This is a genomic window from Kribbella sp. HUAS MG21, assembly GCF_040254265.1.
Lineage (GTDB): Bacteria > Actinomycetota > Actinomycetes > Propionibacteriales > Kribbellaceae > Kribbella.
The window spans coordinates 7,105,172-7,127,454 of record NZ_CP158165.1 but is presented as its reverse complement, the minus strand read 5'-3'; the positions used below and the strand labels follow the sequence as shown (position 1 = coordinate 7,127,454).

Genomic DNA, 22,283 nt, shown 5'->3' with positions numbered 1-22,283 from the left:
TTTCCGCAGGTCAGAGGCTGATTCCAGGTTGGTCGGGGTACAGGCCGTCGTCCGGCTCCCAGGAGGTAGTGGGGAACCGTATGACGGCCTGCTCCGTGGCTGCTCCGTGAGATTTCAGAGAGAAGAGACGGGACAGTCTGGAGTCGACCGCCTTCCGCGCCCGCTCATGAGATGACGGCAGCATGTGGGTGTAGAGCCTCAGCGTGAACCCCGGGTTGCTGTGGCCCAGGTACTCGGCCAGCTCCTTGATGTTGACCCCATCCGCGAGGGTGATACTCGCGAAGTAGTGCCGCGGCGCATGCATCCCGTTCTCCCGACTGGACACGTACTGCCGCCGTCCCCGCCGATCCGTCTTCGGCTCCGCAATCACACCCGCGTAGAACAACGCCGGCTTCCAGACGAGCTCGTCGTACGTCCGCGCCCGGATGTGCTTGTCATCGGTCCGCCGGAACAGAGGCTTGACGGTCCGCGGCTCCCCGTCCGTCTTCTCCCAGGGCAAGGTGTACGGGCGTGGCTCGCTCGCCTCGATGTGCTCCTTGAGAACCAGCGCCGTCCCATCAGACATCGGCACCGTCCGCTCGGTGTCGTTCTTCGGCAGCGCAAACACGAACTCTCTCCCGAGCTTCTTCACCTGCCGCCGAACGTGAATGACCATCTCCTCGAAGTCGACGTCCTCCTCGGCCAGCCCAAACAACTCACCCTGCCGTAGCCCGCATGCCGCTCCGACCGCTGCGATCGGCCGGTACTCCGGTGCGTGTCCCTCGACGATCCGGAGCACCACATCATCGCTCCAGGCGACCGTCCTTCCGCTCTTCTCCGCCGGCACCTTGACGGCCCGACCCTTGGCGGGATTCTTCTTGATCGCCTCGTCATCGACCGCGATCTCGAGCGTTCCATGCAGCACGAGGTACGCCGTACGTGCAGTCGACGGCCCGAATCGCGCATCCAGATCGGCAACCCAAGCGGCGATCTCGGACGGCTTGATCGTCCGCAGTTGCCGCCGCCCAAACACCGGATCCACATGCAACCGGAGCGACGACTCATACCTGATCACCGAAGCCGGATCCACCACCCGGGCTGCCAACCACCGCTCCGCAACCTCCCCAAACCGAAGGGTTCGTGGCGAAGGGTCCCCGATCACCTTCAAGATGCGCGTCTAGCCAAACTTGACTAGACGCTCCTCCTCGTGCACTCTGGCCAAGTAGCCAAACTTGACTAGTCTCGACTAATCCGTTCGCAACACCGGGAGAAGGAATCGAACCCATGGGAAAGCTCGCGATCGAGACGAAAGGGTCGAGCGAAGGTGGGCGCACGTCGGCGACGAAGCTCCTGGTGCTCGGTATCGTGCACCTCTCCGGCGGCGCGCATGGCTACCAGGTGCGGTCCGAACTGCAGAGCTGGGGTGCGGAGAGTTGGGCCAAGATCAAGCGCGGCTCGGTTTATCACGCGCTGAAGAAGGCGGCGGCTGATGGCCTCCTCACCGAGCACGCCGAGCCGGGCAACTCCGGGCCGGAGCGCATCCTGTACCGCGCGACAGTTCGGGGCCGCGAGGAGATCGTCGAACTGGTCCGCGACGGTCTGCGGCGCACCCACGACCCGGACATGCTCAACGCGTCCATCGCCATGTTGCCCATGCTGACCAGGACAGATGCCATCGCGCAGGTTAACGAGCGGGTCGCGCGCCTGGAAGCGGAGCTCGTAGGGCAGGCCAAGGGGTGGGAGAACCCGAACCCCGACATTCCCGAACACGTCCGCGATCAGGCCGAACTGTGGGCGGGACAGGCACGCACCGAACTGGAGTGGGCGAAGAGCCTGAGCAAACGACTGTCTGAGGGCGCCTACACCATGGCCGATGATCCGGGTTCGTGGCGAACGGTCCCCGAACCCCTCAAGATGCGCCTGTAATCAAACTTGAATAGACATTTCCTCCTCCTTTTCCTCTGGCCAAGTAGTCAAATTTGACTAGCTCAACCAATCCGTTCGCAACACCGAGAGAAGGAATCGAACCCATGGGAAAGTTCGCGATCGAGACGAGAGGGTTGAAGAAGAACTTCGGCACGACCCACGCGGTCGCCGGTGTGGACCTGGCCGTGAGCGCCGGGGGCGTGTACGGCGTGCTCGGTCCGAACGGGGCGGGCAAGACCACCACGATCCGCATGCTGGCCACGCTACTGCGCCCCGATGCCGGAGAGGCGCAAGTGCTCGGTTACGACGTCGTGCGTGACGCCCGGGCGGTGCGGAGCAGGGTGGGTCTTACCGGGCAGTTCGCGTCGGTCGACGAAGACCTCACCGGGGTGGAGAACCTGTTGCTGCTCGCCAGGTTGCTCGGCTACTCACGCCGCCGAGGCAGGGAGCGGGCGGCCGACCTGCTCGACGCGTTCGGTCTTGCCGAGGCGGCCGACAAGCAGGTGAAGAAGTACTCCGGCGGGATGCGCAGGCGCATCGACATCGCGGCGAGCCTGGTCGTCACCCCCGAACTGATCTTCCTCGACGAGCCCACGACCGGGCTCGACCCGCGCAGCAGGAACCAGGTCTGGGAGATCGTCAGGGGCATGGTCGCCGAGGGCGCCACCGTGGTGCTGACCACGCAGTACCTCGACGAGGCCGACCAGTTGGCCGACCGGATCGCGGTGATCGACCACGGGAAGGTGATCGCCGAGGGCTCGAGTGGCGAGCTCAAGGCATCGGTCGGTGCCGGCTCGCTGCACGTACGGCTACGTGCGCCCGAGCAGCGGGCCGAGGCAGAGCGGGTCCTCGCCGGCGTCCTCGAGGTGCCGGTTGAGCCGTCCGCTGACCCGGCCGCGCTGTCCGCGCGGATCTCCGACCCCGAGCGGGTCGCCCGTTCCCTGGCCGAGCTGTCCCGCAACGGCATCGACGTCGCCGAGTTCGCGCTCGGTCAGCCGAGCCTGGACGAGGTGTTCCTCGCCCTGACCGGACACGCCGCCGAGGAGACAACCGAGGAGGATGCCGCATGAATGCCACGTCCGTAGAGCAGGCGTCGGCGCCGGTCACTGAGGACGCGCTGCGCAGTGTGCTGTTGGCCGGCGAGCGGCCGTCACGACCCGGTCCGGTGCGCACCTCGTTGACATTCGGCTGGCGCGCTTTGCTGAAGATCAAACACGTCCCGGAGCAGCTGGTCGACGTGACCATGCTCCCGATCATGTTCACGCTGATGTTCACGTACCTGTTCGGTGGCGCGCTCGCCGGGTCGACACAGGAGTACCTGCAGTTCCTGCTGCCCGGCATCCTGGTGCAGTCGCACGTCATGATCACCAGTAACACCGGCATAACGCTGAATACCGACATTCAGAAGGGCGTGTTCGACAGGTTCAGGTCGCTCCCGGTGTGGCGACCGTCGCCGCTGGTCGGTGCCCTGCTCGGCGATCTGGGGCGCTACTCGATCGGGTCGGTAGTGGTGATCACGCTCGGCCTGGTCCTCGGGTTCCGGCCGGAGGGTGGCGCCGTCGGGGTACTGCTGTCGGTGGCGCTACTGCTGGTGTTCTCGTTCTGCCTGTCGTGGTTGTGGACGATGCTCAGCCTGATCGTGCGCACGCCGAACTCGGTGGCAGGGGTCAGCATCCTGGTGTTGTTCCCGCTGACGTTCGGCAGCAACATCTTCGTGGACCCGAAGACGATGCCGGGATGGCTTCAGGCGGTCGTCGAGGTCAACCCGATCACCCACCTGGCAACGGCGGTGCGTGGCCTGATGAACGGCTCGGTGCCCGCCGGGGAGATCGGCTGGGTGCTCGTCTCGTCCGTACTTCTCGTCGCGGTCTTCGGTCCCATCACCATGGTCCTCTACCGCAACAAGCAATAGATGCCGCTACAGGCCCGGACACGACAAGGAGAGCCGAATGAGCACCATCCCCAAGAAAGACTCGGAAACCGTTGCGCACACGTCCGGGCGGGCGAGCAGCATCGGGGTCTGGATTCTGCACGTCGTGCTGGCGGCGATAATCGCCGGCGGCGGAATCTCGAAGCTCGCCGGCGACCCGGTCATGGTGGACATGTTCGCCGACATCGGGGCCGGCCAGTGGCTCCGGTACCTGGTCGGAGCGCTGGAGGTCGCGGGAGGGGTTGGTCTTCTGATCCCGGCTCTGGCGGGCCTGGCCAGTCTCGGGCTGGCGGCATTGCTGACCGGTGCTGTCATCACCGATCAGTTCGTGCTCGAGCAGAGCCCTTGGATGCCGCTCGCCCTACTCGTCGTGGCGGCCGTGATCGCACGGACGCGGTGGTCGCGCACCGAGGCCGTCGTCGGCACGCTGCTCAGGCGCTGACAAACCTCTCGAACGGAGATGTGAGATGAACGAGATGGCCTTTCGCGTGACATCAAACGATGGCACCACCATCGCCTACGACAGGGAAGGAAGCGGTCCGGCCGTCATTCTGGTGGGCGGAGCACTCGACGAGGGGGTGGAGAACGCTCCCTTGGCGCCGGCTCTCGCCGAGCACTTCACGGTCTACAACTATGCCCGTCGGGGACGCGGCGCGAGCGGCTTCACCGAGCCGTACGCCGTGGAGAGGGAGATCGAGGACCTGGATGCGTTGATCGCGGAGGCGGGCGGCTCGGCACACCTGTTCGGGGCGTCCTCAGGCGGCGCGCTGGCGCTGGAAGCGGCCGCGGCCGGGTCAGCCATCGACACGATCGCCGTGTGGGAGGTGCCCTACGCGGTCGGGGACGACATCCGCCCGCGATTCGAGAAGTACATCGCAGACACCCGGCGCGCCTTCGACGCCGGGCGAGACGAGGAGGTTCTCGAACTGTTCATGCGCTTGAGCGGTGCCTCCGACGACAACATCGCGGCCAGGAAAGCGGCAGGCAAGCAGACGTCGCATTGGGCGGATTCGGTCGCCCTCGCGCCCACGCTGGTCCACGACAGCGTCTTCCACAACCGCTACCAATTGCCGGCCGATCGACTGGCAACGGTCACCCAACCGGTCCTGGTCACCACCGGAGGACCGATCACGGTCCCTTATATGGCAGGCCTGCCCTCGGACTTCTTCGACCGCGCAGCCGACGAGCTTGCAGACCAATTGCCCCACGCTCAACGGGAGACCCTCGAGGGGCCGGATCACGTCGTCGACCCACAGACCGTCGGCCCGCTGTTGCTACGGTTCTTCAGCAGCGAACACTGAGGGGCCTGCGAGGTGTTGCGGGAATACCGATTAGGCACCGCGCAAGCAGATCTTCGTCGCGCCAGGGACACGGGACGGACAGGTGGTGTCGAGGTTGATGTCGTCGGCGGCATCACAGGCCTGGTCCTGGGCGTGCTCGTCACCAACGTCTTCGCCACCACGCAAGGAGGTCCTCACCGAGCGTGAGGAGAAGGCATCGGTCGCGATCGCGTCCAATGAGTTCTTCGGCGGGTGGACCAAGGCCTTCACCGATCCCCGGCTATGCGCAGCCATCGTCGACCGACTCACCTTCGGCGGCACCATCCTCGAGACCGGCACCGACTCCTACCGTCTGGCCAAGCCACAAAGCAGCGGACAACCTGGCACCCGTCAGGCGCGGAAGCGGTGTCGACGCAACCAACATCCGCGACACCGACACGTGCCCGGCGGTCTCAGAACTCGCCAACAAGCGGTGTCGGACGAAACCCTCCTCAGTCGCAGTCGCGTGGCTGCAGGCTCCCAGGCCACCGCCCGTGGGCGAGCTGCGTGGCGTGAAAGTGCAGATGCTTGTTCCACGAGAGCAGCTGCGATCACCGGCTACCTACGAGTTACTCAGAGCGTTTTGAATCCGCTTCCACGACGAACCGGTTGTCGCCGATGTGAATGAGGCGAGTCGTGGGCGGCGTACCCAGTGACCACGGAGCCTGACCCGAGCGGAGAAGCTCACGTGTAGCTGCCAGGTGGTGACGCCCGCCTGGGCTGGGTCGGCGTCGCGGTGGCCCCGAGCTCGCGTCGACTTGTTGGAGGCAGGGGCAGCGCAGACGCCGCGGCTTCGCCAGTGTCGGAGTCGGCAGAGTCCGAGCAGTACATTGATCGGATCTGGCCGCGCTGTCGATGTCGCCGCAGTGCTGACGGGCGTGTTGGCGCGCTCCGATGGCGCCGAGACGGGGGTGGACGGTCGTTCATGACTTGCTCGATGTGCGTCCCGCGAGGCGCCGAATACTGTTCGCTCAGGGGCTGACCCGGTCGGTCGGTTTACGTCGAAGACAGCGACCTCGGAGGGACTGCGCTGCCAAAGCTTCGGAGTGATCCTGGGGGTCGGCGCAACCAGGTCGACCTCGAGGTACCGGGTGAACAGCTCTTCGAAGGTGGCCGTAGCATCGTGCTCGCCGGGGAACGCGTCGCTCTCCCAGATCGCGAAGTCATAGCTCGCTCGGCGGAGTATGTCAGCCGGCGGCGTAGGACCGCTCCAGTGCCAGGGCCAGCCGCTGCTTCCACGATTCGGCGTTGCCTTCGATGGTGGGGTACTCGTCCAGGAAGTTTTGCCAGTCGACGTCCCATCCGAGAACGGTGGTCGGCCCGAAGGCCTGGCTGCCGGGCTCGGCAGTGAGCACGGTCCGGATCAGCGTGGGGGAGATGTTGGTCGACTCGGCCAGCAACACGGCGTCGTACAGGTCCTTGCCCTGGGGGTAGGAGTCGGACTGCAGCCAGAGGAGTTTCCAGGCCAGTGAGAGCTCGGGGCCGGCCGTGAGGAGCCAGGTGTCGCCAATCGGCAGGCGCTCCGGCTGCATGGGCAGTTCCTCGTTGTAGACGAAGTCGAGCTGCACCGAGCCGGTCAGGCCTTCGTGTTCGTATGGAAAGACCAACCGACGGCCGGGGACGCGCTCGTAGGTCCAGATCTCGTCGCGGGCCACGTTCGCGGGCTGGAGGCCGGGTCCGGGGTCGGCTGCCACCGCGGCGATCAGGTCGTCGAGCAGACGCAGCCCTTCTGGGCTGTCGAAGCCGATGTCGGCCGGCTGGACGACGAAGTCGAGGTCTCCCGGCTCGCGGGCCTGTTCGCCGAACCACGTGCGCAGGGCGACGCTGCCGCGCAGTACGAGCTTGCCGGCCCAGTCGGAGCCGGCGATCAGGCGCAGTAGGTGATCGATCGCTGCTTGCCGCGTGGACCGCCAGCGCGTGGCCAGCTCCGGGTCGTCGAAGGTGGGCTGACCGGCTCGATAGGCGTGCGGATACTGCTTGAGTGCCGGGTCGAAGGCGGCCCGCTGCTGCACCGAGGGCTCAGTCCGAGGCAGGGGCAGGTAGGTCGCCGGATAGTCCGGTTGCCCGGCGGGCGCCCGCCGGGCGCTGTCCTCGTACGGGTTGGTGTGCGGCCTTACTTCCTCCAGCCAGCCGCTGTCCAGGCTCAGCAGGCTGTCGAGGACGACATATTCCTCCTCGATCTCCAGGATCTCGTAGTCTCGCAGCGCGACCAGCAGGCGATCGAGCCGTGCCTTGGCGGTGTTCTTCCCGGCCCGGTGACAGCGCTGAGTGGCGAACCGCTCGTGCCGGCCGTCGTCGCGCTGTCGGCGGGCGTTCCGAGACAACCGCGCCTGGTGGGGTTCGAGCAGGCGGGTCAGTGGAACGAGCGTCCCGGCCGTGGTGTCGGGCAGCAACAGCTTTATGTGATGCTCGAAGTAGCGGCTCTCGACCGCGTCCGCGTCCTGCTCGGGCACACCGTCGTTCCATGGAGCCGCCTCGACCTTGATCCTGACGACGGAGAAGTGCTCCGCCCGCATCCGGTCACTCCACTCACGGCTGACCCGCTCGATCTCCTGAAGCGTGCCGCTCGCCCGCACAGTCACCATCGGCTGCTCGGGAGACTGCCCGCGGTCGAGCACGATGTCGCTGAACTTCAACCCGTGGCTCGCCGCGAACGCGGCCACGTCGTCGGAGGTCCACGTAGCCATCCGGAGCTCGCCGCCGGTCCGGTCGACGATGACGCCCGACCTCGTCGTCGTCAGGTGGATCTCGAAGTCGCCACTGATGTCACGCACCCGGACATCGTGTCACTCGACGGGAGGCGACTCGCTCATCTGCTGTTCGCGCGGCTCGGTAGGGAGTGACACGGATCGTTGTAGGCCTGCGATGACATAACGTTACGTCAGTTTGGTGCGCATCACTCTGGAAACGGCGCCTGGTCAGGCGTCGGTCAGGATCGTTGCCGAGTCGCGGACGACGAGCTTGGGCTCGGGATCGGTGATGACGCCGCTGGTGCAGGAGCGACCCGCCATCAGCTCGTACAGTGCGTGGACGCCGGCCTGGCCGAGCTCGTACATGGGCATCCGGACCGCGGTCACGGCTGGGCGCAGGTGTTCCATCAGGCCGACGTCGTGGATTCCGACCACCGACAGCTGGTCGGGGACGGCGATGCCGAGGTCGCGGGCGGCGGACAGTACCCCGACGGCGCTCATGATGTTGTTCACCACGACCGCGGTCGGCGCGGCCGGCAGTTGCAGCGCCTGTCGCAGCCCGTCGGCGCCGGCCTGTTCACCGAACCCGGTGGCGAGGTGCGGCGCCGGTTCCAGGCCGGCCTGCTGCATCTCCTGCTGATACCCGAGGTAGCGCTGCTGGAAGGCGTACCCGGTCGCCCCGCCGATGAAGACGATCCGGCGATGGTGCAGGTTGAGCAGGAACCGGGTCGCGATCTCGCCCGCGCGGCAGTCGTCGATACCGACCCACGGGCGGTCCTGGGCGTGATCCAGGCTGAGGATCGGCTTGGGATGGGAGCGCAGCTCGGCCATCACGTCGTCGTCGAACAGTGAGTTGTCCCGGATCAGGATGCCGTCCACGGTGCCCTGGCTGAGCAGTCGGGTGACGAACTGGCTGCCTGAGCGCATCATCTCGGCGTCGCCGAGCAGGACTGTCCCGCCGTGCTCGGCCGCGGCCCCGTAGACGCCGCGCAGCAGGTGGGCATAGACGGGATTGTCGAGCTTGTGGAGGATCAGCGCGATCATGCCGGTGCGGTTGAGCCGCAGGGACCGGGCCGCCTGGTTGGGCTGGTAGTCGAGGCTCTCCATCGCCTGGATGACGCGGGCACGGGTGGCCTCGCTCATCCGGGTATGGGCCGTGCCATTGATCACCGCCGACACCACCGCGACCGATACCCCCGCTGTGCGGGCGATGTCCCGTTGCGTTGTCACGCTTGCGCCTCCCTCGAACCGTTGACGTAACGTCGCAATCAAATCTACAGTGAATTAACGATACGTCACCTAACGGGCCCTCGGCTCGGAACCAGGCCGGTCTTCCGCGCGCGGCCCTGGATCGACCGCGGGAACCCTGACGGCTTGGGGGCGCAGTTGAAGGGCTCAGCACGAACTCTCACGTGTCATGAGGAGGAGATGGGATGCAACGAAGACTCCTTCGGCGGAGCACTCGCCGCCATGCTCATGTGTGGGCTGCGACAACAGTCGCGCTCGCTCTGATGGTGACGGGGCTGTCGCCGGCCCGGGCCGCCACGACCGGTATGTCGGATCTCGGTGAGCTGCTCGACCTGACGCGTCCGGGGCTCGCTCGTGTGGCGGAGGAGCTTGCCGCCGGCGACGGGGCGGGCGCCGCAACCGAGCTCAAGGCGTACTACGCGGGCCGCTCAGGCATCGAGTACCCGGGTACGGGCGGGGAAGGAGGCGGCGACGCGACCGCCGACGAATTGGCGGCGGGGATCTTCCGGTTCGGCACCGTGACCCGTGACTTCTACGACGACGCCGCGGAGCGGATCGACGTGGACTGGGCGGACACCTGGGGCGGGACGGACAGCGCCCCAGGGAGCGCACAGGTTCTGATGAGTGACTTCGCGTTCATGTCGACGCTGACGAGCGCTTATCTGAAGGAGAGCGACCCGCAGAAGCGTGCGGCGTACGCGTCGGCGTGGATGCACATCTCACTGGACTTCTTCGCCGACAATCCGAGCTGGCCGCAGAACCGCAACCTGTCGGGCGGCAAGCGGCTGACCCAGCTCGTCACCGCGTTCTCCGTGTTCCGGACGGAGCCGAGCATCGACGCGAACGACCTCGTGGCGTACCTGTCCGGCGTGCACGCGACGACGGATCGCCTCGCGACCGTGCTGCAGATCCATGTCGGAAACAACTGGTATGTCTCGATGGCCCGCGCGATCTATGTCACGGCCGTCTATCTGCCCGAGTTCACGGCGTCCTTCGGTTGGGAGCCGTTCGCGGTGCGCTCTGTCGAGCGGTTCCTGCGCGCCTGGGTGAAAGGCGACGGCGTGTACCGCGAGCCGACGTTCAACTATCAGGCCTACGTGGCGGATCTGATCAACACGATGATCGGAGTAGCGGACGCCAACGGGCGAACCCTTCCCCACGGGATTGTCCGGTCAGCGGATTGGATCGCGGACGCGCTGTTCGCGACCCGTCAGCCGAATCTCGAGACCGCGCTCGTCGGTGATTCTCCGAACACGGACGCGGGCGAGAGCGCGATTCGGAGGACCGGTGAGCGCAACTCCTGGTCCGACTTCACCTGGGTGGCCTCCGGGCGCACCGAGGGGACCGTCCCGACGCTGTCGTCCACGGTGTTTCCGATCAGCTATGCGGTCCAGCGGTCCGGGTGGGACGCCGATGCCCAGTACATGCTGATCAACAACCAGAACTCGAGCTATACGGCCTCGCATCGGCATCCCGACGACCTCAGCCTGGTGATGGCGGCGTACGGGCGTCCGCTGATCGTCGACCCCGGAGCGGCGGACTACAGCGCGACCCCGACGAACGACTGGATGCGCCGCACGACCGAGGCGCACAACACCATCGAGGTCGACGGACAACCGCAGCCCGCCGGCCTGCCCCGCTCGACGTCGCTGTGGCGCTCGAACGCGGGCCTCGACATCTACCGCGGCAAGACGCAGGCCTACCGGCCGATCGCGCACGATCGCGTCGTGTACTTCGTCAAGCCCGGCTTCTGGGTCGTCTCCGACGATCTCACGGGCGACACCGGCGCGCACGACTACCGGCAGCTCTGGCACTTCCCTGGCGATCCGGTCACCGTCGACCCGAACACGAACATCGCCACGGTCGGGTTCGACACCGTGCCCGGTGCCGCACCGGTGGCCGGCGTGCAACTCGTCCCCGTGGCCCAACCCGGCGCCGATCTCACGTCGAGCGTCCACAAGAACGGCGTCGTACGCGTGGGTGAGCAGGTCCTCACCAACGTCGACTACCTGTCGTACGACTGGTCCGCCACCGGCGCCACGGGAGTGGACACGGTCGTAGTTCCCGGCAAGGCCGGCGCCGCGCCCTCGGTCAGCGCGTCGCGCATCGAACTGCCCCAGGTCGATCACTCCGTGGCCAGCGCGATGGAGATCGACCTGCCGAAAGCTACCGGCCGCTTCTACCTGTCGCGCGAGGCGATTCCCTCGTCGAGGCAGTTCGGGGATGCCGCGACCGACGCCGGGACCGCCTACCTCGAGCGTGCCGACAAGGGCGGCGGGCTGACGCGGTACGCGCTGACCCAGGGATCGTCGCTGGTCGACGCCGGGGGCACCGTCATCAAAGCCTCCGGAGTTGTGTCCGACGTCAGTGTGGAACTGCAGGGTGCTACCGCCCAGATCTCGCTCGGGGATCCCTTCACCGGCACCCTCTCGATCAACGCGCCGAAGGCACGCACGGTGAAGATCAACGGAACCCCGACAGCGTTCACCCGCACCGGCGACCTGGTCACCGTTTCGTCCAAGGCGGCCTTCGCCCTGAAGCCGTTGCTCAACGAGGAGTTCACCGACGCGAGCCTGGACAGCACCGTCTATGACTTCAACGGCTCCCTCGGTGGCTGGACGCCGGTGCAGGGCTCCTGGATGCTGGGCGGCACGCAGCCTGACAGGCAGCTGGCGCAGACCTCGAGTACGGACACGCAGTCGTTGGCGGTGCAGCAGGACGCACCGGATGACGTGGTCATGACTGCCGACATCGTTCCGGGGACACGAAACCAAACGACGGCAACGACCGGTCTCGCGTTCCGCTACCACGATTCCCGCAACCACTACCGCGCCGATGTTGTCAGCACATCGGGCGGCGCGAAGCTGCAGCTCGTGAAGGTCTACAACGCGACGTCTACGCTTCTCGCGGAGACGGAGCTGCCCATCAACGCAGACAGCGCGCACACGCTGACCGTCACCGCAGTCGGGAAGCATCTGACGGCCACAGTTGGCAGCACGTCGGTCTCCGCGGACGACACGCAATTGCCGACGGGTGGTGCCGCCGCCTCCACGAACGGCCGGGCCGCGGCCTTCGACAACATCACGATGAAGGAAGGGCTCGACCAGGCCAATTGGCGGGGTATCGCAGGAAAGGCGTCCGTCACCTCGGGTCAGTTGAAGCTCACGCCTACCGATGGCAGGGCGCACGTACTGGCCGATTCGACGCTGCCGTCACGGTTCTCCGAGACGTGCGACTATGCCGCGCAGGCCACGGTCACGATCAATGGATCCGCCGGCACCGCAGGCATCTCGCTGCGAGACACCTCGGACTCCTATGGGTACCGGATCCACATCGGCAAGACGAGCAACAGAACTCAGTACGCGAGTATCGTCCGCGAGGCTCACGCGTCGGGTCCGGTCACGGTGGGCACGGTGTCCCTGAGCAACCCGTTGACAGGTCCCGTCGAACTTGGTGCGGCGATTCACAGTGACCGGATCACCGTCACGTTGAACGGCGTTCAGATCCTGGAGGGTCGCGACACCGTTGTCCGGAGCGGCGGCGTTGGGCTCTACGCATCCACGGAGAGCACGTTCGAGAACGTCGCTGTCGCAGGCTCCTGCGAGCGACAGCGCGTCCGTCCAAGTGTTCCTGGCGCAGGTCCACAGTGAACCTTTCCGATGCTCGCAGTACCCCCCGAATCGACCGTAGGCCCACCGCTGTTCCGGATGGGCTGGACAGGAAATCTCACATGGTTCACGTCGTTCTCGTCTCCGGCTGGCAAACCGTCAACATCGGCGACGTCGCCCACACGCCGGGCGCGCTCCGAGCCTTTCAGCGCTACGCGCCGGAGGTGAAGCTGACGCTGTGGGCCCGCAGCATCGACGAGAGCGTACGGCGGATGCTCGCCCGCTACTTCCCGGATGTCGAGGTCATTGAGGACCCGGTCGTGCCCGGCGAGCAGCTCAGCCCGCGGCTCGAACGAATGTTTGCCGAAGGCGACCTGCTCGTCCACGGATCGGGGCCCTCACTGGTCGCCCAGGTAGAAGTCGCCGAGTGGCGGCGGTTGACCGGAAAGCCGCACGGCTTCTTCGGGGTGACGGTGGATCCGCTCCGCCCGTACTTCTCGACGCTCGACCGGGCGGCGAGCATGGTCAACGCGATCGACGGTGACCTGCTCACCGAGCGCGAGCGTGAGGTGCTCGAGTCTGCCGCGTTCGTCTACTGCCGGGACTCGCTGACCGAGCGGTTCCTGGCCGGCCAGGAACTCGGGGCGCCCAAGATCGCGTTCGGTCCGGATGCCACCGTGATGTTCGACGTGGTCGACGACGGCGACGGCCAGGCGGTTCTCGCGGAGTACGGGCTGATGCCCGGACGTTTCCTGTGCGTCGTGCCGCGGCTCCGTTTCACGCCGTACCACCAGATCCGGAACTACCCACCCGCGGCGGAGGACCGTCGCCGGTCGGCCTACAACGCGGGCTATCTGAAGTCCGACTTGGACGTTCTGCGGCAGACGATGATCGGTTGGGTGCGAGCCACTGGCGAGCCGGCGCTCGTCGTGCCGGAGATGAGCTACGCGATGGAGGTCGCCGAGGCGGAGTTCGCTGGGACATTCCCTGCCGACGTGGCCGGCCTGGTCCACATCCTGCCGCGGTTCTGGGATCTGACCGAGGCGGCCGCGGTGTACCGACGGGCCGGCGCGGTCGTGAGCATGGAATGCCACTCACCTCTGATCGCTCTGGCGGAAGGTATCCCGTCGGTGTACCTGCGCCAGCCGACCGACACGATCAAGGGCCAGATGTACAACGATCTCCGCCTGCCGTTCGTCGAGCTGGGACCTGGAGCCGACGCTGCGGCAGGGCAGCTGCTGCAGAAGATCGCCGACGACCGGCCGGCCGCGGTCGAAGTCGCGCGGCAGGCGCGGGACGGCGCACAGGAGCGCGTGCGGGAGATGGTCGAGACCGCCATCGCAGCAGTCGGCAGCAGGATCTCCTGATGTCGTCGGGGATCAAGGTGCGGCCGGCGGCCGGCGCACATCCCGGTGCGCCTGCCGCCCGCGAGCCTCGCCTCCGCGGTCAGCTCGCGACCCGATGGCACCGGGACCGGGTGCTTCTCGTGCTCGCGGTACCGGGCGTGATCGTCCTGGTGGTGTTCCACTATCTGCCGCTGCTGGGCAACGTGATCGCCTTCCAGGACTACCAGCCGTTTCTTGGCATCAGCGGGTCGGATTTCGTTGGCCTGAGCAACTTTTCCGTCATCTTCGACGGTGACCCGGAGTTCCTGAACGCCCTCGTGAACACGTTGATCATCACGATGGTCCAGGTGCTGTTCGTGTTCCCGCTGCCGATCGCGCTCGCCCTGGTCCTCAACTCGATGCTGAACGAACGAGCCAAGCGGTTGACGCAGTCGATCCTCTACCTGCCGCACTTCCTGTCCTGGGTGATCGTCGTGGCGCTGTTCCAGCAGATGTTCGGGAACGGCGGAATGCTGAACGAGTGGCTGCGTTCCGCGGACCTGGGAACCTTCCAGATCATCGGCGTACCGGAGCTGTTCAAACTGCTGATCACGTCGCAGGTGATCTGGAAGGACACCGGATGGTCGACCATCATCTTCCTGGCCGCGCTGTCCAAGGTCGACCTGAACCTGTACGAGGCGGCGGCAATCGACCGGGCCGGCCCGCTTCGGCAGCTGTGGCACGTCACGTTGCCCGCGATCCGGCCCGTGATCGTACTGCTGCTGATCCTGCGACTGGGTGATTCGCTCACGGTCGGCTTCGAGCAGATCCTCCTGCAGCAGGGTCCGGTCGGCGCGCAGGCGTCCGAAGTGCTCGACACCTACGTCTACAACAACGGGATCATCGGCGGGAACTGGGGTGTCTCTGCCGCGGTCGGTTTGGTGAAGGGCGTCGTCGGCGTGGTGCTCGTACTCGGGGCGAACCGGCTCGCCCACGCCATGGGGGAGCGAGGGGTGTACTCGAAATGACCGGACTGCTGGAAACCACCGCTGAACGCCGGGCTCGGCGCAACCGTCAGCCGGCGTCGGACGAGCGGCCTGCCTGGATGGGACGGCAACCGCGCTGGGCGACCGCGGCGCGCGGCGTACTGCTGACCGTCGCCTGCCTCGCGGTGATCGTCCCGTTCGTCGCCGTCGTGATGACGAGTCTGGCGCCGCAACGCGACATCAGCGCGCGCGGTGGACTTGTTCTTTTCACCAGCGAGCCGTCGCTCGCGGCGTACCGGGCCGTTCTGTCGGGAGGAGTGGTGACGCGGGCGCTCAGCGTGTCGGTCGCGGTCACCGCCGTGGGCACTGTCCTGTCGCTGGCCTGCACCATCATGCTCGCGTACGCCCTGTCGCGGCCGGGATCGCTGTTGCACAAGCCCATCCTGCTGATGACACTGTTCACGCTCTTGTTCAATCCGGGCATGATCCCGATGTACCTGATCGTCAAGCAGCTCGGCCTGATCGACAACCTGGCGGCGTTGATCCTGCCGGTGGTGGTGAACGCCTTCAACGTCATCGTGATGCGGTCCTTCTTCCTCGAGCTGCCGAGTGAGCTGACCGAGTCGGCGAAGATCGACGGGGCCGGCGAACTCCGGATCCTCACCTTCATCGTCCTGCCGCTCTCGAAGGCCGTCGTCGCGGTGGTCGGCTTGTTCTACGCCGTCGCCTACTGGAATGCGTTCTTCTCTGCACTGCTCTACCTGCCGTCGCCGGAGAAGTGGCCGCTGCAGCTGGTCTTGCGAACGTTCGTCGTGAACCAGACGCCGCTCGGTACCGACGAGCTCTCGGCGTCGACCGAGTCGCTGCCACCCCAGGCATCGATCCAGATGGCGATTCTGGTCATGTCGGTCATCCCGATCCTGATCATCTACCCGTTCATCCAGAAGCACTTCAGCAAGGGACTTCTGATCGGCGCCGTCAAAGGCTGATCGACCGGACGCCCGCCATGAGGAGGGACCGTAACCATGGATGCGCTTTCGCGCCGTACGTTGCTCAAAGGGCTGTCCGCGGCAGCCGTCGCCGGTGCCGCCGGATCAGCTCTCGGCTGCTCCGCCAAGACGACGACGGGAACCTCCGGCCGAATCGGAGCGGACGTTCTCCCGACGTTCGCCCAGGCCGGGAACGCCGAACCCGCGCTGAAGAGCGCAAACCCGCTCGGCATGAGCGGGTACTTCGAGTATCCGCCGAATCCCGTCGCGGCGGTCAGTAAGCCCCCGCTGTCGGGTGGCCAGATCTCCGCACTGACCTACACCTTCGACCCGGTGGCGCCCGGCAAGTCGGACAATCCGCTGTGGCAGGAGGTCGACAAGCGACTTGGCGGAAAGCTCGACATCACCTACGCGCCGGCGGCTGACTACGCGCAACGGTTCGCGACGACCGTGGCCGGCGGCGATCTGCCCGACCTGGTGTCGATCTACGGCTCGGTGCAGCAGTTGCCCGCGTTGCTGAAGGCAAAGTTCACCGACTTGACCGAGTACTTGTCGGGTGATGCCGTCAAGGACTATCCGAACCTGGCGGGTCTCTCGACCGACTCGTGGCGCAAGACGGTGTACGGCAACGCGCTGTGGGGAGTGCCGATCGCCCGGGTACCGATCCCGGGGGTCGCCTGGATCCGCGCCGACCTCGTCGCCGGTACCGGACTGCCCGCGCAGCCCAAGGACATCGGCGAGTTCAAGGCGCTGCTCAAGGGACTGACCAACGAGCGCAAGTCACGGTGGGCCTGTGGAGATCCGGGCGGCACCCTGACCATGATCACCGCTGCCCTCGGAATCCCTGGCACCTGGATCGAGGACGGCGGGAAGTTCACCTCGAACATCGAGCTCGAGGCGTACGAGAAGGCGCTGGCCGACACCCGCGAGCTGGCCGACGCCGGCGTTTTCCACCCGGACGGCCTGGTGGCGTCCAACAACCAACGCAATGACTGGTTCACCAACGGGACCACCCCGATCGTCTTCGGCGGGTACGCCGGCTGGAGCAAGTACGAGATGTGGGGCGCCGAGGTGCCGGGCTTCAAGCTCGGGTCTCTTGCGATGTTCGGGTACGACGCGTCCAGCAAACCCCTGCATCCGCGAGGAAGCGCAGCACAGGCGTTCACCGCGATCACCCAGGCCGAACCGGACCGGATTCGCGAGGTGCTCGGGGTGCTCGACTGGCTCGCCGCGCCGTTCGGATCTTCCGAGTACCTCCTGCGCAGCTTCGGGATCGAGGGCCAGACGTTCAAGTTCGTGGGCAAGGACCCGATCGTGAACTCGCGCGGCCAGAATCTGCGGCTGGTGCCGTTCGGGTACGTCAGCGGACCGACTCAGGCCATCTACGACCCGGGCCGGCGCGACGTCGCCCAGGCTCGCTTCGACTATCAGGAAGCCGCGCTGCCGATTCTCGCCCCGGATCCGACCCAGGGCCTGTACTCCCAGACCGATGCGGCCAAAGGTCTGCAGTTGGGCAAGGACCTGACCGATGCGCGGAACGGCATCTTGGCCGGCCGCGCACCCGTATCGAGCTGGAAGGCGGCCGTGACCAAGTGGCGCAACGGCGGCGGCGACAAGATCCGGGCCGAGTATCAACAGGCCTTCTCGGAGGCGGGACCCAAATGAGCCGTCAGCTGATGACCCAGGCCGACGAGTTCCTGGCCGGGCGGCCGTATTCCATCCTCGACCGGGAGCCGTCGGACTGGGCCGGAGACGCCCGCGACTACTACTCGGTCGGCAACTACTCCTGGCCGAATCCGGAGACAGCCGACGGGCTGCCGTACATCAGGATCGACGGCCGGCGGAACCCGGACGCGTGGAGCGATCGCTACGACAAACGGCGGTTCCGGCAGACGGTCGCGGCCGTCAACACGCTGGTGCAAGCCCACCTCCGAACCGGCGAGGCACGCTACGCCGACGCCGCGGAGGCACGCCTCGAACGCTGGTTCCTGGACCCGGCGACCGCGATGCGCCCCAACCTCGCTCACGCCGCCGCGCTGCCCGGTCGGCACGATGGTGCGGCGATCGGGCAGATCGAGGCGACGCTCCTGACCGACCTCCTGGATCACGTCGACCTGCTGGTGAGGGCCGGACGGTTCACCGAAGGCCTCCCGCTCCTGCAGAACTGGTTCGCCGAGTTGACCCACTGGATGCGGTCGAGCGAACTCGGCCGGCAGGAAGAACTGATGACCAACAACCACGGAGTCTGGTGGGACGCGCAGGTCCTGCGCTATCTGCAGTTCGTGGACGACCGGACCGCGCTCGCCGAGATCCTCGATCGGTTCGGCATCCGGCTGCGCCACATCGCGCCCGGCGGCGCGCTCCCGAGAGAACTGGCTCGTCCCGACTCGTTGCTCTATACCATCTACTGTCTACGGGCCTTCGCCGTCTGCTGCCGAGTCGCAGCTGCTGAAGGGCGGGACCTCTGGAACGCGCCCGCCGAACCCGGCCACGGCAGTCTGCGCGACGCGTTCCACTTCTGGGCCGGCAACGCCGACGACGACCGCCGATGGATCTGGCCGCGGCAGCCCGCGGACCTCGACCGAACCGCCCTGTGGCTCGCCGACGAAGCCGCCGCCGTCTACCAGACCCCGGGCCTCAAAGCGTTCGCGGAGAACCTGCGAAGGCAAGACCTGCCCGCCCCCGAGATCCCGTCAACCGCTGCCATCGAGCACACCCGGATCTGAGCATCAGCGAACGAAGCACTTCCCGCTAAGGAAGGAATGACACAGATGAAGATCTCCGCCCCCAGTCGACTTGCTCGAAAGACGATGGCTCTCACCGTTGCGGCAACCCTGAGCGCCTCGGTGGGTATCGCTGCAGTGACGAACTCACGATCCGCCAGTGCGGCAGCAGCCGCGGTTCCGAGCTACTCGGCGGGTATCGCAGGAGAGAGCTGGACGATCGAGAACGCCAGTGCGTGCAGTGCGACGCTTGGCGCCGGCGGCAACCTCCGGGAGGGCGCCGGCTGGTTTCCTGGCAAGTGTCAGGGAGCGGGGCAGGCACCCCAGATCACCGGGACCTCGGATGCGCGGGCGTTGACGTTCCGCACGGACAAGGACTTCAGGTACGAAGGCGCCATCGTCGAGGACCCTGCCAAGAACACCTGGAAGGACTCTGCTGGAAATACCCTCCGGGACCGCACGGAGCTGGCGACAGGCTGGGACCTGCCGTTCCACACCGACGTGTGGGTCGGGTTCGACGTTCGCATCCCCGCGGGCGTCGATGACGTGACGGGCAGCGGGGCGTACGTGCTCCAACTGTGGCAGTGCACCGCGAACCCGATCGGCGGCGTACGCATACAGTCCGGTGCCGGCAACGGGCACAACCTCCAGTTCGTGCGCCGGGGCGAGGACCCCGACACGAACTACGACATCTCGATGGCGACCAAGAGCATCGGCACCGACGAGTGGCACTCCTTCGTCATCAAGTACAACGTGGAGCCCTACCACGACGGCGCGCCCAAGGGGCGTATCGCGGTGTACCACAAGAGAGTGGGAGCGACCACCGTCGAGGAGAAGCTCTTCGAGCGGGAGGAGTACTTCGGCTACGCGACGCGCTCCAGGTGCAAGGACGACTCCTTCAAGAACGCGTTCAGGATCAAGTTCGGCATGTACAAGGACTACCAGCCGGGCGCGACATTCCGTTCCGACTTCCGGAACGTGAGAGTCGGCGCCAGCAAGGCGCCGGTACAGCCCTACAACCGCGGTTGACAGGCGCAATTAGCTCAGTAATCATTGAGGCAATGAGTGTTGAGCGGATTTCTCTGGCGGAGCGGGCGCGGGTGCATGCGGCGCTTGGGGATGTGGCGCGGTTGGCGATTGTGGATGCATTGGTGGTGGGGGATGCGGCGCCCGGGGAGTTGGGTGCGCTGCTGGAGATGCCGACGAACCTGGTGGCGCATCACTTGAAGGTGTTGGAGGAGGCTGGGCTCGTCGTGCGGGGGCGGTCGGAGGGGGATCATCGGCGGACGTATGTGAGGTTGGTGCCTCAGGCGTTGTCGAGGGTGGGGATTCCTCCGCTCCCTCCGGTGCCGCGGGTGGTGTTCGTGTGTACGCACAACTCGGCTCGGTCGCAGTTGGCGGCGGCGATCTGGGCGCGGCGTAGCCATGTGCCGGCCGTGTCGGCGGGAACCCGGCCGGCGGAGCGTGTACATCCGCGGGCTGCGAGGATCGCGCGTCGGCGGGGGCTCGATCCGGACACGTGGCGGACGAGTCAGGTCAACGACGTGGTGAAGCCGGATGATCTGGTGATCGCGGTGTGCGACATCGCGTATGAGCATCTGCCGGCTGAGGCGCGGCCGCGAGTGCACTGGTCGGTGCCGGATCCGGCGCCGGCGGACACGGATGCGGCCTTCGAGGCTGCCTACGAAGAGATCGCCGGCCGGATCGAGCGGTTGGCGCCACTGGTTGCGCCGAGCAAGAAGATGGGGACGGGTAGATGACCGATGTCAGTGGGTTCCACCGGCAAGACTTGTCGATCGATCAGCACCTCGCGTTGCGTACGGCGGCGACGCGGTTGCGGGAGCGGTTCGCCGAGTTCTACGGCGCTGAGACTATCGAGCGGTTCCTGCATTCGAGCTACGACCAGTTCGCGACCGGCAGCACGGTCCCGAACTTCCTGCCATTGCTGGCTGAACGGTTCGCGCGGCAGCGGCTCACGGCGTTGGCGAAGGTCGAGGGGCATCACGACGACGGTCGGCCGGTCGTGCTGTTCCTGTGCGTGCACAACGCCGGGCGCAGTCAGATGGCGCTGGGGTTCTTCGAGCACCTGGCCGGCGATCAGGCGGTCGGCTGGTCGGGCGGTTCTGAGCCGGGCATCGAGGTGAACGAGGCCGCGGTCGCCGCGATGGCCGAGCGCGGCATCGACATCTCGGCGGAGTACCCGAAGCCGTGGACCGACGAGGTGGTTCGCGCCGCCGACGTCGTCGTGACGATGGGCTGCGGTGACGCGTGCCCGATCTTTCCCGGTAAGCGCTACGAGAACTGGGATCTGGACGATCCCGCCGGCTTGGAGGTGGCCGACATTCGCCCGATCCGTGACGAGATCGAGCGCCGCGTTCGCGGTCTGCTCGCCGAACTCGCCGTACCCGTGGTGAGCGGCCGGTGAACGCAACGCCACTGTGGCGACGGGCGGTTGCCGAAGGCCTCGGAACCGGTCTGCTGGTCACCGTCGTTGTCGGGTCCGGGATCGCCGCGGCGACGTTGTCACCGGACGATGTCGGGCTGCAGCTTCTCGAGAACTCGTTCGCGACCGCGCTCGGCCTGGCGGTGCTGATCTTGATGATCGGCCCGGTGTCGGGAGCACACTTCAACCCGGTGGTCTCGGTCGTTGACTGGTGGCTCGGCCGCCGCAGTGGCACCGGGCTGCCAGCGCGCGACCTGACCGCCTACGTCCCGGCACAGATCGGCGGCGCGGTTCTGGGCGCCGTACTGGCCAATCTGATGTACGGCGAGACGGCTGTCTCGTGGGCGACCACGCAGAGAGCGTCCGGCCATCTCTGGCTGGGTGAGGTCGTCGCGACGGCCGGGCTGATCGTTCTGATCTTCGCGCTGGCGGCGTCAGGCCGGGCCGTGCTCGCGCCGGCCGCGGTCGGTGCCTACATCGGGTCGGCGTACTGGTTCACGTCCTCGACGTCGTTCGCCAATCCGGCGGTCACGATCGGGCGGGCGTTCAGCGACACCTTCGCCGGGATCGCGCCGGCGTCTGTCCCGGGTTTCGTGATCGCCCAGCTCGCCGGAGCCGCTGTCGGAGTGGGCCTGCTGGCCCTGCTGTATCCGCGAGCCGCACAGGCTGCGGATGAGGTTGTCACCCCCAAGGAAGCTGGAGTTTCCCCGTGAGCAAGCCAAGTGTTCTGTTCGTCTGTGTGCACAACGCCGGCCGGTCGCAGATGGCCGCGGGCTGGTTGCGGCACCTGGCGGGTGACGCGGTCGAGGTCCGCTCGGCCGGTTCGGAGCCGAAGGACCAGATCAACCCGGTCGCGGTCGAGGCGATGCGGGAGGTCGGCATCGACATCACCGGCGCGGTCCCGCAGAAGCTCGAGTACGACGTCGCGCAGGGCAGCGATGTGATCGTCACGATGGGCTGCGGTGACGCGTGCCCGGTGTTCCCCGGCAAGCGGTACGAGGACTGGGAGCTCACCGACCCTGCCGGTCAGCCCATCGAGGTCGTCCGCCAGGTCCGCGACGAGATCCGCGCCCGCGTCGAGAAGCTCGTCGGCGAGCTGCAGGTCTCCTGACGCTCG

20 protein-coding genes are annotated in these 22,283 nt (G+C 66.7%); 17 read left to right on the top strand and 3 right to left on the bottom strand.

The window, feature by feature from the left end; translation table 11 throughout:
* Positions 1-10: 10 nt before the first annotated feature.
* Positions 11-1,141 carry a site-specific integrase gene (locus ABN611_RS34450; RefSeq protein WP_350281723.1) on the bottom strand — a complete coding sequence of 377 codons (1,131 nt, stop codon included), beginning with the start codon at positions 1,139-1,141 and terminating at the stop codon, positions 11-13.
* A gap of 122 nt (positions 1,142-1,263) precedes the next feature.
* Here ABN611_RS34450 and ABN611_RS34445 point away from each other — a divergent pair, with 122 nt between their 5' ends.
* The 6 genes from ABN611_RS34445 to ABN611_RS34420 all read left to right on the top strand — a co-directional run bounded on the left by ABN611_RS34445 (position 1,264) and on the right by ABN611_RS34420 (position 5,782).
* A complete protein-coding gene (locus ABN611_RS34445; RefSeq protein ID WP_350276475.1) occupies positions 1,264-1,905 on the top strand; it encodes a PadR family transcriptional regulator in 642 nt (213 codons plus the stop codon).
* A 104-nt stretch (positions 1,906-2,009) separates the two neighbouring features.
* Entirely contained in the window at positions 2,010-2,975 is a 966-nt protein-coding gene (locus tag ABN611_RS34440) for an ATP-binding cassette domain-containing protein (protein WP_350276474.1), read from the top strand.
* Positions 2,972-3,817: an ABC transporter permease gene (locus ABN611_RS34435; RefSeq protein WP_350276473.1), complete on the top strand. Its 846-nt coding sequence runs from the start codon at positions 2,972-2,974 to the stop codon at positions 3,815-3,817. The genes ABN611_RS34440 and ABN611_RS34435 overlap by 4 nt, the downstream gene beginning before the upstream one ends.
* A 37-nt stretch (positions 3,818-3,854) precedes the next feature.
* On the top strand, positions 3,855-4,277 hold the full coding sequence (locus ABN611_RS34430; protein ID WP_350276472.1) for a DoxX family protein: 423 nt from the start codon (positions 3,855-3,857) through the stop codon (positions 4,275-4,277).
* 25 nt (positions 4,278-4,302) lie between these two features.
* A complete protein-coding gene (locus tag ABN611_RS34425) occupies positions 4,303-5,136 on the top strand; it encodes an alpha/beta fold hydrolase (protein ID WP_350276471.1) in 834 nt (277 codons plus the stop codon).
* A 97-nt stretch (positions 5,137-5,233) separates the two neighbouring features.
* Complete coding sequence (locus tag ABN611_RS34420) at positions 5,234-5,782, top strand: ATP-binding protein (protein WP_350281722.1); 549 nt, start codon at positions 5,234-5,236, stop codon at positions 5,780-5,782.
* Positions 5,783-6,341: 559 nt separating this feature from the next.
* Here ABN611_RS34420 and ABN611_RS34415 read toward each other — a convergent pair.
* Entirely contained in the window at positions 6,342-7,928 is a 1,587-nt protein-coding gene (locus tag ABN611_RS34415) for a nucleotidyl transferase AbiEii/AbiGii toxin family protein (protein WP_350276470.1), read from the bottom strand.
* Between the two features lie 144 nt (positions 7,929-8,072).
* Positions 8,073-9,074 carry a LacI family DNA-binding transcriptional regulator gene (locus tag ABN611_RS34410; RefSeq protein ID WP_350276469.1) on the bottom strand — a complete coding sequence of 334 codons (1,002 nt, stop codon included), beginning with the start codon at positions 9,072-9,074 and terminating at the stop codon, positions 8,073-8,075.
* Positions 9,075-9,355: 281 nt separating this feature from the next.
* Here ABN611_RS34410 and ABN611_RS34405 point away from each other — a divergent pair, with 281 nt between their 5' ends.
* From ABN611_RS34405 to ABN611_RS34355, 11 genes are all read left to right on the top strand, one after another.
* Positions 9,356-12,742, top strand: coding sequence for an alginate lyase family protein (locus ABN611_RS34405; RefSeq protein ID WP_350276468.1), 3,387 nt, complete (start codon positions 9,356-9,358; stop codon positions 12,740-12,742).
* An 80-nt stretch (positions 12,743-12,822) separates the two neighbouring features.
* Positions 12,823-14,067 (top strand): polysaccharide pyruvyl transferase family protein, encoded by a 1,245-nt coding sequence (locus ABN611_RS34400; RefSeq protein WP_350276467.1) that lies wholly within the window; start codon positions 12,823-12,825, stop codon positions 14,065-14,067.
* The gene (locus tag ABN611_RS34395) at positions 14,067-15,053 is read left to right on the top strand and encodes an ABC transporter permease subunit (protein ID WP_350276466.1); all 987 of its coding nucleotides are present in this window, start codon (positions 14,067-14,069) and stop codon (positions 15,051-15,053) included. Before ABN611_RS34400 ends, ABN611_RS34395 begins: the two co-directional genes overlap by 1 nt.
* Positions 15,050-16,000: a carbohydrate ABC transporter permease gene (locus tag ABN611_RS34390; RefSeq protein ID WP_350276465.1), complete on the top strand. Its 951-nt coding sequence runs from the start codon at positions 15,050-15,052 to the stop codon at positions 15,998-16,000. The genes ABN611_RS34395 and ABN611_RS34390 overlap by 4 nt, the downstream gene beginning before the upstream one ends.
* A gap of 36 nt (positions 16,001-16,036) precedes the next feature.
* The gene (locus tag ABN611_RS34385) at positions 16,037-17,665 is read left to right on the top strand and encodes an extracellular solute-binding protein (RefSeq protein WP_350276464.1); all 1,629 of its coding nucleotides are present in this window, start codon (positions 16,037-16,039) and stop codon (positions 17,663-17,665) included.
* Positions 17,662-18,726: an alginate lyase family protein gene (locus ABN611_RS34380; protein WP_350276463.1), complete on the top strand. Its 1,065-nt coding sequence runs from the start codon at positions 17,662-17,664 to the stop codon at positions 18,724-18,726. The genes ABN611_RS34385 and ABN611_RS34380 overlap by 4 nt, the downstream gene beginning before the upstream one ends.
* 45 nt (positions 18,727-18,771) lie before the next feature.
* Complete coding sequence (locus tag ABN611_RS34375) at positions 18,772-19,752, top strand: hypothetical protein (RefSeq protein ID WP_350276462.1); 981 nt, start codon at positions 18,772-18,774, stop codon at positions 19,750-19,752.
* Between the two features lie 32 nt (positions 19,753-19,784).
* A complete protein-coding gene (locus ABN611_RS34370; protein ID WP_350276461.1) occupies positions 19,785-20,483 on the top strand; it encodes an ArsR family transcriptional regulator in 699 nt (232 codons plus the stop codon).
* Positions 20,480-21,148, top strand: coding sequence for an arsenate reductase ArsC (locus tag ABN611_RS34365; protein ID WP_350276460.1), 669 nt, complete (start codon positions 20,480-20,482; stop codon positions 21,146-21,148). The genes ABN611_RS34370 and ABN611_RS34365 overlap by 4 nt, the downstream gene beginning before the upstream one ends.
* Positions 21,145-21,879, top strand: a complete 735-nt coding sequence (locus ABN611_RS34360; RefSeq protein WP_350276459.1) for an MIP/aquaporin family protein — start codon at positions 21,145-21,147, stop codon at positions 21,877-21,879. Before ABN611_RS34365 ends, ABN611_RS34360 begins: the two co-directional genes overlap by 4 nt.
* Positions 21,876-22,277 carry an arsenate reductase ArsC gene (locus ABN611_RS34355; RefSeq protein ID WP_350276458.1) on the top strand — a complete coding sequence of 134 codons (402 nt, stop codon included), beginning with the start codon at positions 21,876-21,878 and terminating at the stop codon, positions 22,275-22,277. The genes ABN611_RS34360 and ABN611_RS34355 overlap by 4 nt, the downstream gene beginning before the upstream one ends.
* Positions 22,278-22,283: the final 6 nt, after the last annotated feature.